Source organism: Streptomyces sp. NPDC001536, assembly GCF_042894505.1.
Classification (GTDB): domain Bacteria; phylum Actinomycetota; class Actinomycetes; order Streptomycetales; family Streptomycetaceae; genus Streptomyces.
In genome coordinates, this window is sequence record NZ_JBIAVQ010000015.1 from 203,888 (window position 1) to 216,491 (window position 12,604).

Consider the following 12,604-nt stretch of genomic DNA (forward strand, 5'->3'; position numbering starts at 1 on the left):
CGATAACTGGGCAATACCGAGATCCCGCGCACCGTTCCCGGCCCGGTGTCCGAAACGGCTCGCACACCGTGCGAACCAGGTAGTCCCGGGTGTCGGGCTCCGGTACAAGCAGCGGTACGAGCCGATCGCGAAAGGGCGGTCGCCGCGCACGCGAAGGAGGCGGCATGGCCCCACCCATGTCCGCGAGCAGGTTCCTGGACGCTCTCCAGGACGAGGGCGTCACCGTCGTCCAGGTCGGCGACTGGAGACATCACAACCGCAATCACAAGGGCCCTTGGGGCCCGGTGCACGGCGTGATGATCCACCACACGGTCACCAAGGGCAGCCAACGCACCGTCGAACTCTGCCGCGACGGCTACGAGGACCTCCCCGGCCCGCTCTGCCACGGCGTGATCACCAAGGACGGCCGGGTCCACCTCGTCGGCTACGGCCGCGCCAACCACGCGGGCCTCGGCGACGACGACGTCCTGCGCGCGGTGATCGCCGAGAGGGCCCTCCCGCCGGACAACGAGGCGAACACCGACGGCAACCGCCACTTCTACGGCTTCGAGTGCGAGAACCTCGGCGACGGCCAGGACCCGTGGCCGGCGGCCCAACTGGACGCGATCGAGAAGGTCGCCGCCGCGATCTGCCGCCACCACGGCTGGACGGAACGGTCCGTCATCGGCCACCTGGAGTGGCAGCCCGGGAAGGTGGACCCGCGCGGCTTCACGATGACCTCGATGCGGAACCGGATCAAGGACCGGCTGGCGTAACGGCACGGATGTTCCGGGGGCGACCACACAGGCGACAATGAGGGCGTGACCAGCACCGACCTCGCCGCCCTGCGCCCCCGGCTGCCGTCGCCGCTGCAGGAGACCGAGGACGACCGCTTCACCCGCAGAGGCGTCCGCCTCCTCCTCAAGCGCGACGACCTGATCCACCCCGACCTCATCGGCAACAAGTGGCGCAAACTCGCCCCGAACCTCACGGCCGCGGCCGGCCGCACGCTGCTCACCTTCGGCGGCGCGTACTCCAACCACCTGCGCGCGACCGCCGCCGCGGGGCGGTTGCTGGGGCTGCCGACGGTCGGCGTGGTGCGCGGCGACGAGCTGGCCGACCGCCCGTTGAACCCCTCCCTCGCCCGCTGCGCGGCGGACGGCATGCGGCTGCACTTCGTCGACAGATCGACATACCGTCACAAGTCCGAGCCGTCGGTGCGGGAAGCGATCCTGCGGGCCGCGGGCGCGAAGGAGGCGTTCGTGGTGCCCGAGGGCGGCAGCAACGCGCCGGCGGTACGGGGCTGCCGGGCGCTCGGCGAGGAGCTGCGGGGGCGGGCCGACGTGGTCGCGGCGGCGTGCGGCACGGGCGGCACCTTCGCGGGGCTGGCGGCGGGACTGGGGCCGGGTCAGCGGGCGTTGGGGATACCGGTGCTCAAAGGGGGTTTCCTCACGGCCGACATAGAGGGCCTTCAGCGGGAGGCGTTCGGGGGGCGTCGCGGCGACTGGTCCCTGGACGACCGGTTCCACTTCGGGGGTTACGCACGCACGACACCCGAACTCGACGCCTTCGCCGAGGACTTCGAGGCGCGGCACGGGGTGGGGGTGGAGCGGCTGTATGTCGCCAAGTTGCTGTATGGACTTGTGGCGCTGGTCGAGGAAGGAGCGTTCGCGACAGGGACCCGTCTGGTCGCCGTGATCACCGGCGCGCCGTTCACCGGCTGAGCGGCCCGTCGCGCAGCTCTCGGCGGCGACTCCCTGGTGGGCCTCGGTCCGGCCCGGCCGCGGATTCGCCCCGTCCAAGCGGGAGTCGACAGGTCACGTGGCCCGCACGGCCTTCGCCCCTCACGCCGCCTCCCGGTAAGCCGCCGCCTCCTCCAGGTCCAGCCGGCGCAGCAGTGTCCGCAGCATCTCGTCGTCGATGTAGCGCCCGTCCCGCAGCTTGACGAAGACCTCCCGTTCCGCGCCGATCATCTCCCGGGACAGCCGCCGGTAGGTGTCGTCGACGGTCTCGCCCGTGATCGGGTTGACCTGGCCCAGGCGTTCCCAGACGGCGTTGCGGCGGCGTTCCAGGACGGTGCGGAGGCGGTCGGCGAGGGGTTGGGGGAGGGCGTTGCGTTCGTCGGCGAGGAGGTCGTCCAGGCGGCGTTCGGCGGCCCGGGAGGCCTGTGCCTGGGCGTTGGCCTCGGCCAGGGTCTCGGCCTGGGCGTCGCGGCCGGGGAGCTTCAGCATGCGGATCAGCGGGGGGAGGGTGACGCCCTGGACGACCAGGGTGCCGATGACGGTGGTGAAGGTCAGGAAGAGGATGAGGTTGCGGCCGGGGAACGGCTCGCCGCCGTGCATGGTCTCGGGGATCGAGAAGGCGATGGCCAGCGAGACCACACCCCGCATGCCGGCCCAGGCGATGACGAACGGACCCTTCCAGGTGGGGTTGTCCTCGCGTTCCCTGATCCGCGCGGAGAGCAGACGAGGAAGGAAGGTCGCGGGGTACACCCAGACGAACCTGGAGACGACGACCACGAGGAAGACGGCCACCGCGTACCAGGCGGCGCTGCCCCCCTCGTACTCCCCGAGGCCCTTCACCACGACGCGCAGTTGCAGGCCGATGAGGGCGAACACCGACGACTCCAGGACGAAGGCGACCATCTTCCACACGGCGTCCTCCTGGAGGCGCGTGGCGAAGTCGACCTCCCACGCGCGGTGTCCGAGGAAGAGGGCCACGACGACGACCGCGAGGACTCCGGAGGCGTGGAACTGCTCGGCGGCGGCGTAGGCGACGAAGGGGATCAGCAGGGAGAGGGTGTTCTGGAGCAGCGGTTCCTTGAGGTGGGTGCGCAGCCAGTGGATCGGGACCATCAGGATGAGACCGACCGCCACGCCGCCCACGGCCGCGAGCAGGAACTCTCCGATGCCGCCCGCCCAGGACGCGCCCTCGCCGACCGCGGCCGCGAGGGCGACCCGGTAGGCGGTGATCGCGGTGGCGTCGTTCACCAGGGACTCGCCCTGGAGGATCGTGGTGATCCGGGACGGCAGCCCCACCCGGCGCGCGACCGCCGTGGCCGCGACCGCGTCCGGCGGCGCCACCACCGCGCCCAGCACGAGTGCGCCGGTCAGCGACAGGCCGGGCACGATCTGGTAGGCGGCCCAGCCGACGACGAAGGTCGCGAAGAGCACGTATCCCACGGACAGCAGCGCCACGGGCCGCAGTTGCGCGCGCAGATCGAGGTAGGAGCTGTCGGTGGCCGCCGAGTGCAGCAGCGGGGGCAGCACGAGGGGCAGGACGATGTCCGGGTCGAGGGTGTACTCCGGGACCCCGGGGACGTACGAGAGCACCAGCCCCACGGCGACCAGCAGCAGGGGGGCCGGCACCGGGGTGCGCCGGGCCGCCGCGGCGACCGCTGCGCTGCCCGCGACCAGCAACAGCAGTGGCATCACGTCCATGGTCCTCGCCCGCCCTCGTTCATCGTCGTCGCCCGCCCTCGTTTTTCCGCGCGGCCTTCCGCGCGGCCGTCGTAACCTGGCAATCATGAAACAGTGCACGCACGCCGACGCGCTGCCGCACCCGGAACCCGCCCCGCTGAGCGACACGTGTCCCGAGTGTCTGCGCGAGGGCCAGCACCCGGTGCAGCTGCGGCTCTGCCTCGATTGCGGCCACGTCGGCTGCTGCGACTCCTCGCCGGGCCGGCACGCCACCGAGCACCACAAGGATTCCGGACACCCGATCATGCGGACATTCGAACCCGGTGAGAGCTGGCGCTGGTGCTTCGTGGACCACGTACTCGTATGACCCCGGACCACTCCGGTTTTCGACGGTTCGAGCGTCTGACGTCTGGGTACGTCAACCCGGCGCGCGTTCTTCCCAATTGGAGCCGCAGACCCCTAGACACGGAGCGTATCCACAGTTTTACTGTGAGTGACGCCAAGGGGTTGGGGTCCTGGGGACAGGAAAGTTGAGAGCGCGATAGCGTCACCGCTGAACCACACTTCGCGTTACCCCGGGGGGCGACCCTCGGCCCCGAAAAGCTTGTACCACCTTGGAGGTGAGGGTGTCCCAGATCGCAGGCGAGCCCGCGACCCAGGACTTCGTGGAAGTCCGGCTGCCGGCTGCGGGTGCCTACCTGTCGGTGCTGCGTACGGCGACTGCCGGCCTCGCGGCCCGTTTGGACTTCACCCTCGACGAGATCGAGGACCTGCGCATCGCGGTGGACGAGGCGTGCGCGATCCTGCTCCAGCAGGCCGTGCCAGGCTCGGTGCTCAGTTGCGTCTTCCGCCTTGTCGACGACTCACTCGAGGTCACCGTCTCGGCGCCGACCACGGACGGTCACGCCCCCGCGCGTGACACCTTCGCCTGGACCGTCCTGTCCGCTCTCGCGGGCAAGGTCTCCTCAGCCGTGGACGACGACAAAACCGTTTCGATCAGCCTCTACAAACAGCGCGGCGCGGGCCCCGGGCCGGCGTGAGGACAGGGGACGGGCCGGTGCGTGACGAAGAGCGCGGCACACGGGAGCTGCCGGCCGAGGGCACAGGCGGGTCCCGACGCATGGGGGACGGCGTCAACGGCATCCCCGAACAGGCCCGGCCGCATCCGGAGGACGACTCGCCGGAGGCCGGCTTCCTGGACGACGGGCAGCGGGATCAGGAAGGTGCCGTGCAGAGCGTGCCTCTGGACGGACGGATCGGGGTCTCCCCTGTCCGAGCAGAGACGAGGGCTCGGGGAAGGGCGACGGGCGGGACGATGAGCGAGCACGAGCGAGACGATCAACAGGGCGCGCAGAGCGGGCAGGCCACGCAGCACGACCCTCAGGACCGCAGCGGGGCGCGTGCGCTGTTCATCGAGCTGCGCAAGCTTCAGGACGGCAGCACGGAGTACGCGGACCTGCGCAACCGGCTGGTCCGTATGCACCTGCCGCTCGTCGAGCACCTCGCGCGCCGCTTCCGCAACCGCGGCGAGCCGCTGGACGACCTGACCCAGGTCGCCACCATCGGCCTGATCAAGTCGGTCGACCGCTTCGACCCGGAGCGCGGCGTCGAGTTCTCGACGTACGCGACGCCCACGGTCGTCGGCGAGATCAAGCGGCACTTCCGGGACAAGGGCTGGGCGGTCCGCGTCCCGCGCAGGCTCCAGGAACTGCGCCTCGCGCTCACCACGGCGACGGCGGAGCTCTCGCAGCTGCACGGCCGCTCCCCCACGGTCCACGAGCTGGCCGAGAAACTCGGCATCTCGGAGGAGGAGGTCCTGGAGGGCCTGGAGTCCGCCAACGCGTACTCCACGCTGTCCCTGGACGTCCCGGACACCGACGACGAGTCCCCGGCGGTGGCGGACACCCTGGGCGCGGAGGACGAGGCGCTGGAGGGCGTCGAGTACCGCGAGTCGCTCAAGCCGCTGCTGGAGGACCTGCCGCCGCGCGAGAAGCGGATCCTGCTGCTGCGGTTCTTCGGCAACATGACCCAGTCGCAGATCGCGCAGGAGGTCGGCATCTCGCAGATGCATGTCTCCCGGCTGCTGGCGCGGACGCTGGCACAGCTGCGGGAGAAGCTCCTGGTCGAGGAGTAGTCGAGGGCCGGGCCCTACTTCTGCGCACCGTCGGCGTTGCCGGGCCCGCGGATCCCGAGGGCCCGGGTCGTCTCCGCGTTGACCAGCAGGACGAGCGCGGTGACCGCGACGACCGCGAGCACGATCCCCGCCGGGATGGCCACACTGTCGGCCTGGAGCAGGTTGTAGGCCACGGGCAGCGCCAGGATCTGCGTGATGACGGCGGGCCCCCGGCTCCAGCCGCGGCGGGCGAGCAGCCCCCGCGCGGCGAGCAGCGGCAGCAGGGCGAGGGCGATCAGCGTGATGCCGCCGGTGACACCGGTCTCCCGGTTGTCCGAGTCGCCCGTGATTCCCGCCACGAGCATCCACACACCCCCGACGAGGAGCGCGAGCCCCTCCAGCGCGGCCAGCGCGGCAGCGTAGGTCAGCCGCCGCGGACGCGGACCGACGGTTTCCTCGGGAACGGGCGTCTGCTCACTGGTCACCTCTGAAGGGTATCCGCCGCCCACAGCGCCCCCATGGCGGGCCCGAGCGTCTCTGAGGCGGATCCGGACGCACGCCCCGACGCCTCTCCCGCACCGCTCCCGGCGGACCCGGAAACTCTCCCGCGGACCCGGGCGCACCCGGCGGACGCGAGTGCTTCCGTGGCGAGGTTCACGTGGCGATCTCTTACTTGATCCCTACCTCGGCCTGTGCCGGGTACCACCCAGTAGGTACGCTGCAACTCATGCGTGCACTTCTCGTGGTCAATCCGGCAGCTACCACCACAAGCGCACGTACGCGCGATGTGCTGATCCACGCGCTCGCGAGCGAGATGAAGCTCGAGGCGGTCACCACCGAGTACCGAGGGCACGCGCGCGACCTGGGCAGGCAGGCGGCGGAGAGCCAGGACGTCGATCTCGTGGTCGCCCTCGGCGGCGACGGGACGGTCAACGAGGTCGTCAACGGTCTGCTGCACGCCGGACCCGATCCGGAGCGGCTCCCCCGTCTCGCCGTGGTCCCCGGCGGCTCCACCAACGTCTTCGCCCGCGCCCTGGGCCTGCCCAACGACGCCGTGGAGGCGACCGGCGCGATCCTGGACGCGCTGCGCGACGGCAGTGAGCGCACGGTCGGCCTGGGCCTGACCTCGGGCACGCCCGGCACGGAGGACGAGGCGGTGCCGGCTCGCTGGTTCACCTTCAACGCGGGCCTCGGTTTCGACGCCGGTGTGGTCGGCCGGGTCGAGCAGCAGCGCGAGCGCGGCAGGAAGTCGACGCACGCGCTCTACGTCCGTCAGGCCCTGCGCCAGTTCTTCGGCGAGGCCCATCGCCGGCACGGCACGATCACGCTGGAGCGCCCGGGCGCCGATCCGGTGACCGATCTGGTGCTGTCCATAGTCTCGAACACCTCTCCGTGGACGTTCCTGGGCAATCACCCGATGTACGCGTCGCCTAAGGCCTCGTTCGATAAAGGCCTCGACGTACTCGGTCTCAGCCGAATGACGACGACCGCGGTTGCCCGGTATGGCACCCAGTTGCTCACTTCGTCCCCCGAGCGTGGACCGCATGGGAAGCATGCGTTCTCCCTGCACGACCTGGACCAGTTCACCTTGCATTCCAAGGTGCCCCTGCCCCTCCAGATGGACGGCGACCACCTAGGGCTGCGTACGAGCGTGACGTTCACAGGCGTACGCCGTGCACTGCGTGTGATTGTGTGAGCAGAAAGGGCTGAAGTCCTTTCACTCGAACGTTTAGGCCAGGATCCACCCCATGGAAGTACGGCTGTGACCTAGTCGACACCGAGGAATCAAAAAAAACTTTCCGGAAGGGGTTGTATCCGCCGCTGAGGTTTGCGAGTCTCTACGTGGCGATCGGGACAGCCCGCAACACCGGCTCCACAGATCACCGGAACCCCTCTTCAAAACCAGGACCACGCCAGGGAAACCTGACGGTCGGCCCTTCACTTGTTGAGGGATTCGTGAAAGCGTTCACATTCACAAGCAACTTGCACGTAATACCAAGGAGAGGTAGCAGCCATGGACTGGCGTCACAACGCCGTTTGCCGCGAGGAAGACCCCGAGCTCTTCTTCCCCATCGGCAACACCGGTCCTGCGCTGCTGCAGATCGAGGAAGCCAAGGCCGTCTGCCGTCGCTGCCCCGTCATGGAGCAGTGCCTGCAGTGGGCGCTCGAGTCCGGCCAGGACTCCGGCGTCTGGGGTGGTCTCAGCGAGGACGAGCGTCGCGCCATGAAGCGCCGTGCCGCCCGCAACCGGGCCCGTCAGGCTTCTGCCTGACGCAGCCACCCCGCCTGAGCTTGGCGGCGCGTACAGCGAGTACGCATCTCCCGCCCCCGAGCCGCAGCGCGCAGTACCCCCGATGCGCAGCACATGCTGGCAACGAGCATTCGAGCCCCGGACCACTTCAGGTCCGGGGCTTCTTGCTGTGCCCGTGCACTGAACACAGCGCGTTTCACTCCTACTTGTTCGCGCGCACCGGAACGTCCAGGATCACCCTGGTACCGCCCTCGGGTGCCGGAACCATGTCGAAGGTTCCGCCCAACTCGCCCTCCACCAGGGTCCGTACGATCTGAAGGCCGAGGTTCCCCGCGGTGTGCGGGTCGAAGCCCTCGGGCAGACCGACCCCGTCGTCCTGGACCGTGACGAGAAGGCGGGCCTCCTTCGTCGTACCGCCGCGGACGGCCGAGACCTCGACCGTGCCGGTCTCGCCCTCACGGAAGCCGTGTTCCAGGGCATTCTGGAGGATCTCGGTCAGCACCATGGAAAGCGGGGTGGCGACCTCGGCGTCGAGGATGCCGAAGCGGCCGGTGCGCCGGCCGGTGACCTTGCCGGGTGAGATCTCCGCGACCATCGCCAGGACCCGGTCGGCGATCTCGTCGAACTCCACACGCTCGTCCAGGTTCTGAGACAGCGTCTCGTGCACGATCGCGATCGACCCGACCCGTCGTACCGCCTCTTCGAGGGCTTCGCGGCCGCGATCGGACTCGATGCGGCGGGCCTGGAGGCGCAGCAGGGCGGCGACCGTCTGGAGGTTGTTCTTCACCCGGTGGTGGATCTCCCGGATGGTCGCGTCCTTGGTGATCAACTCGCGCTCGCGGCGCCGCAGTTCGGTGACGTCACGGAGCAGGACCAGCGAACCGATCCGGGTGCCCTTGGGCTTCAGCGGAATCGCCCGGAACTGGATGACCCCGTCCCCCGACTCGATCTCGAACTCACGCGGGGCCCAGCCGCTGGCGACCTTGGCGAGCGCCTCGTCCACCGGGCCGCGGGTGGGGGCGAGTTCGGCGGTGGTCATGCCGAGGTGGTGGCCGACCAGGTCGGAGGCGAGGCCGAGGCGGTGGTAGGCGGACAGCGCGTTCGGGGAGGCGTACTGGACGACTCCGTCGGCGTCGAGGCGGATCAGGCCGTCGCCGACGCGGGGGGCGGCGTCCATGTCCATCTGCTGGTTCGCGAACGGGAAGGAGCCGGCCGCGATCATCTGCGCGAGGTCCGACGCGCTCTGGAGATAGGTCAGTTCGAGACGGCTCGGCGTGCGCACGGTGAGCAGGTTGGTGTTGCGCGCGATGACACCGAGGACGCGGCCCTCCCGTCGTACGGGGATCGACTCGACCCGTACGGGGACCTCTTCGCGCCACTCCGGGTCGCCCTCGCGCACGATCCGGCCCTCGTCGAGCGCGGCGTCGAGGAGCGGACGGCGGCCGCGGGGGACGAGGTGGCCGACCATGTCGTCCTGGTAGGAGGTGGGGCCGGTGTTGGGGCGCATCTGCGCCACGGACACATACCGGGCGCCGTCCCGGGTGGGCACCCACAGCACGAGGTCGGCGAAGGAGAGGTCGGAGAGCAGCTGCCACTCCGAGACCAGCAGATGGAGCCACTCGAGGTCGGAGTCGTCGAGGGCGGTGTGCTGGCGGACCAGTTCGTTCATGGAGGGCACGGGTGCGAGCGTACCTGGCGGTATGTGGATGGCCTAAAAGCGCCGGGGATCGTGCGGCCGTCCGCACCGGCCCGGTCCGAAAGGGCCCTGAGAACACCCGCGGGCCGCGGCGCCTGAGAGGGACCCTCAACCCTCTCGGCACCGCAGCCCGGAGCAATATCGGCCACGGGGTGTGCGGTCCCGGACGGCCGAAGGATGAGGAGCCGGAGCAGTCAGGGCAGAGAGCACCGGTTCCTCGGTCCGCCTTCCTGTGCGGGGAAGGCGGAAGTCGTGTATTGAGTTCTCTCCATGGCATTGTGGACTAGACCACTGCGTGTGTCCATGCGTTGGAGGCTGTTCGTTGTTGTCAGTTCTCCGAGGGTCTTTGACGTGGCTCGACCCCCGCTGGAGAACTGATCGGACGCCCTAGCATCCACCACGCAGCCTAACCCGTGTGGGTTCATGTGCGGGGCCAGATGGCCATGGCAATTTCCGCGAGCGCCTCCAACTCCTCCCGGCTCGCCCCGTCCCGCGCCTGTTGGGACATGCCGGTGATGATCGCCCCGGTGTGACGGGCGAGCGCGAGGGCGTCGACGCCTGGCGGGAGGGCGCCGGTGGCCATGTCCGCCCGGATCCGGCTCTCCAAGGCGGCGATGGTGGCGTTGCGCCGGTCACGCAGGGAGTCCGCGACCTCCGGAGTCGTGCAGTTGATGGCCGCGTGGGCGATGAGGCAGCCGTGCGGGTGCTCCGGGTCCGTGTACATGACGGCGGCTTCCCGCAGGGTCCGTTCGACGACGGCGCGGGCCGTGGGCTCCTCGGCGAGGGCCCGGTCGGCGAAGGCGGCGTAGCGGGCGGTGTAGACGCGGACGGCCTCGTCGAAGAGGGAGCGCTTGTCGCCGAAGGCGGCGTAGAGACTCGGGGCGCCGATGTCCATGACCCGGGTGAGGTCGGAGACCGAGGTGGCCTCGTAGCCGTGCTCCCAGAAGGCGAGGATCGCCTTCTCCAGGGCGGTCTCCCGGTCGAAGGAACGGGGCCGGCCGCGGGGCTTGGCCACGGCTGCGGTCTTCGCCTCGGTCTCCTCGGTGTTCACCATGGAGTGCATTTTATAGCGAGTGCTAGAGAACTGTCGGAGGGCTGTTGTACGGTCTTTCTGTATCGACCGCTAGGGAATTGCGAGGGGGCGTCGGCATGGGTGGCACGGGTGTGCTCGCGGGCAGGACGGCACTGGTCACGGGGGCGAGCAGGGGGATCGGGCGGGCGGTGGCGGAGCGGCTGGCGCGCGACGGGGCGCGGGTCGCCGTGCACTACGGCAGCAATGAGGCGGCGGCGAAGGAGACGGTCGCCGCGATCGAGGCGGCGAGCGGGAGCGCCTTCGCGATCCGTGCCGAGCTGGGCGTGCCCGGCGACGCGGAGTCCTTGTGGGAGGCCTTCGACCGGCATGCGCAGGGGGTGGACGTCCTGGTCAACAACGCGGGGATGGCGCTCTTCGCGACCGTCGAGGAGACGGACGAGGAGCTCTACGACCGGACGCAGGCGGTCAACGCCAGGGCGCCGTTCTTCATCGTCAGGCACGGCCTGCGGCGACTGCGCGACCACGGCCGGATCATCAATGTCACGGCGGCGACGGACGCCGCCATCTCCCCCATCGCCGCCACCCACATGGCCAAGGGAGCGGTCACGACCCTGACCCGCTCCCTCGCGGCCGAGCTGGCACCCCGCGGTATCACCGCCAACTCGGTCGGGCCCGGCTTCATCGACACCGACCTGACCAGCACGGCACTGGCCGACCCCGCGATGCGCGCGCACGCGAAGTCCGTGTCGGTCTTCAAGCGCGTCGGCACGACGTCCGAGGTGGCCGACGTGGTGGCGTTCCTGGCGTCACCGGACTCCCGCTGGGTCACGGGGCAGCACATCGACGCGACCGGGGGGTCCTTGCTGAGCCTGCACTAGAGGCCGCGGGAGCGGAGCCGGGCGGGCTCACGGCCGGGTGGGTCCGTGGGGCGCGCTGTCCGCGTCCGATCGAGTCGCACGCCGGCCGTGCCGGTGTTCAGCGGGTCTCCGTCACCTTCGCCAGGGCGCGCGGCGCGTCCGGGTCCTGGCCGCGGGCGATGGTGACCTCGTAGGCGAGGAGTTGCAGCGGGATGATCTCCAGGATCGGCTGGAGCTCCTCGGCGACGCCCTCGGTGGGCAGGACGAAGCCGGCCGAGGCCTGTTCGACCTGGCCGGCGGGGCCGATGACGACCAGGTCCGCGCCGCGGCCGCGCAGCCGGTCGAGGACGGGCTGGAGGGCCTCGCCGCCCTTGCCGTCGGTGACGACCGCGATGACCGGGGAGACGTTGTCGACCATGGCGAGGGGGCCGTGCAGCAGGTCGGCACCCGAGTAGGAGAGGGCGGGGATGTAGCTGGTCTCCATCAGCTTGAGGGCGGCCTCCTTGGCCGTGGGATAGCCGTAGCCGCGCGAGGTGATCACCATGCGCTCGGCGAAGCGGTAGCGGGAGGCGAGGGCGCGGACCTCGTCCTGCCGGGCGAGGAGCTGTTCCGCCAGGTCGGGCAGGGTTTTCGCGGGGGCGCCGTCGCCGCCGCGCAGGCCCTCGACGAAGAGATAGAGCGCGAGGAGGGAGGCGGTGTAGGTCTTGGTCGCGGGGAGGGCCTTCTCCGGTCCGGCCATGATGTCGACGTGGTACTCGGAGACGCCGGCCAGCGGTGAGTCGGGGTTGTTGGTCACAGCGAGCGTGATCGCGCCGGCCTCGCGGGCGGCCCGGGTCGAGGCCACGAGGTCCGGGGAGCCACCGGACTGGCTGACGGTGACGACCAGGACGTCGGTGAGGTCGGGGCGGGCACCGTAGGCGGTGGTGGTCGACATCGAGGTCAGACCGCAGGGCAGGCCGAGGCGGATCTCCAGGAGGTACTTGGCGTAGAGCGCGGCGTTGTCGGAGGTGCCGCGGGCGGTGAGCAGGACGAAGCGGGGCTTGCGGGCGGCGATCTCCTGGGCGACCTGCCGGATGCCGGGGGCGCCCTCCTCCAGGATCCGGCGGAGCACTGCGGGCTGCTCGGCCATCTCGCGGGCCATGATCCGGCCGGGGAGTTCGCTCTGGGGCTCCGATGTCGTGGCGGTCATGCGGGGGTCCTCCCGGGTGGTGCCGTGCGGCTTGTTCTGCGGTGGTCCAGGGGTTCGCCGGCCTCTC

The 12,604-nt window shown here is 70.3% G+C and carries 13 protein-coding genes; 8 read left to right on the top strand and 5 right to left on the bottom strand.

Annotated elements, in window-relative coordinates; translation table 11 throughout:
* Positions 1-164 precede the first annotated feature (164 nt).
* Positions 165-755 carry an N-acetylmuramoyl-L-alanine amidase gene (locus tag ACFY0U_RS34890; RefSeq protein ID WP_388642601.1) on the top strand — a complete coding sequence of 197 codons (591 nt, stop codon included), beginning with the start codon at positions 165-167 and terminating at the stop codon, positions 753-755.
* Positions 756-800: 45 nt separating this feature from the next.
* On the top strand, positions 801-1,703 hold the full coding sequence (locus tag ACFY0U_RS34895; protein WP_388642602.1) for a 1-aminocyclopropane-1-carboxylate deaminase/D-cysteine desulfhydrase: 903 nt from the start codon (positions 801-803) through the stop codon (positions 1,701-1,703).
* Between the two features lie 120 nt (positions 1,704-1,823).
* Here the strand turns inward: ACFY0U_RS34895 and ACFY0U_RS34900 are convergent, their stop codons facing one another.
* A complete protein-coding gene (locus ACFY0U_RS34900) occupies positions 1,824-3,419 on the bottom strand; it encodes a Na+/H+ antiporter (protein ID WP_388642603.1) in 1,596 nt (531 codons plus the stop codon).
* A gap of 85 nt (positions 3,420-3,504) precedes the next feature.
* On the opposite strand from ACFY0U_RS34900, the gene ACFY0U_RS34905 reads away from it, so the two are divergent.
* The 3 genes from ACFY0U_RS34905 (at position 3,505) to ACFY0U_RS34915 (ending at position 5,532) form a co-directional block, all read left to right on the top strand.
* Positions 3,505-3,765: a UBP-type zinc finger domain-containing protein gene (locus ACFY0U_RS34905; RefSeq protein ID WP_388642605.1), complete on the top strand. Its 261-nt coding sequence runs from the start codon at positions 3,505-3,507 to the stop codon at positions 3,763-3,765.
* 259 nt (positions 3,766-4,024) lie between these two features.
* Positions 4,025-4,438: an anti-sigma regulatory factor gene (locus tag ACFY0U_RS34910; RefSeq protein ID WP_030784224.1), complete on the top strand. Its 414-nt coding sequence runs from the start codon at positions 4,025-4,027 to the stop codon at positions 4,436-4,438.
* 17 nt (positions 4,439-4,455) lie between these two features.
* Complete coding sequence (locus tag ACFY0U_RS34915; RefSeq protein ID WP_388642606.1) at positions 4,456-5,532, top strand: RNA polymerase sigma factor SigF; 1,077 nt, start codon at positions 4,456-4,458, stop codon at positions 5,530-5,532.
* Between the two features lie 14 nt (positions 5,533-5,546).
* On the opposite strand, the gene ACFY0U_RS34920 is transcribed toward ACFY0U_RS34915, so the two are convergent.
* Positions 5,547-5,996: a hypothetical protein gene (locus ACFY0U_RS34920; protein ID WP_388642608.1), complete on the bottom strand. Its 450-nt coding sequence runs from the start codon at positions 5,994-5,996 to the stop codon at positions 5,547-5,549.
* A gap of 242 nt (positions 5,997-6,238) precedes the next feature.
* Here ACFY0U_RS34920 and ACFY0U_RS34925 point away from each other — a divergent pair, with 242 nt between their 5' ends.
* Both ACFY0U_RS34925 and ACFY0U_RS34930 read left to right on the top strand, forming a co-directional pair.
* Entirely contained in the window at positions 6,239-7,207 is a 969-nt protein-coding gene (locus ACFY0U_RS34925) for a diacylglycerol/lipid kinase family protein (protein ID WP_388642610.1), read from the top strand.
* A 318-nt stretch (positions 7,208-7,525) separates the two neighbouring features.
* Positions 7,526-7,783, top strand: coding sequence for a WhiB family transcriptional regulator (locus ACFY0U_RS34930; protein WP_016639615.1), 258 nt, complete (start codon positions 7,526-7,528; stop codon positions 7,781-7,783).
* A gap of 181 nt (positions 7,784-7,964) precedes the next feature.
* Here the strand turns inward: ACFY0U_RS34930 and ACFY0U_RS34935 are convergent, their stop codons facing one another.
* Together ACFY0U_RS34935 and ACFY0U_RS34940 are read right to left on the bottom strand one after the other, a co-directional pair.
* Positions 7,965-9,431, bottom strand: a complete 1,467-nt coding sequence (locus ACFY0U_RS34935; protein WP_388642708.1) for a sensor histidine kinase — start codon at positions 9,429-9,431, stop codon at positions 7,965-7,967.
* Positions 9,432-9,879: 448 nt separating this feature from the next.
* Positions 9,880-10,512, bottom strand: coding sequence for a TetR/AcrR family transcriptional regulator (locus ACFY0U_RS34940; protein ID WP_388642613.1), 633 nt, complete (start codon positions 10,510-10,512; stop codon positions 9,880-9,882).
* Positions 10,513-10,607: 95 nt separating this feature from the next.
* Between ACFY0U_RS34940 and ACFY0U_RS34945 the strand changes: the two genes are divergently transcribed.
* A complete protein-coding gene (locus ACFY0U_RS34945; protein ID WP_388642614.1) occupies positions 10,608-11,369 on the top strand; it encodes an SDR family oxidoreductase in 762 nt (253 codons plus the stop codon).
* Between the two features lie 97 nt (positions 11,370-11,466).
* Here ACFY0U_RS34945 and ACFY0U_RS34950 read toward each other — a convergent pair whose 3' ends face one another.
* The gene (locus ACFY0U_RS34950) at positions 11,467-12,537 is read right to left on the bottom strand and encodes an SIS domain-containing protein (RefSeq protein WP_388642615.1); all 1,071 of its coding nucleotides are present in this window, start codon (positions 12,535-12,537) and stop codon (positions 11,467-11,469) included.
* Between the last annotated feature and the right edge of the window lie 67 nt (positions 12,538-12,604).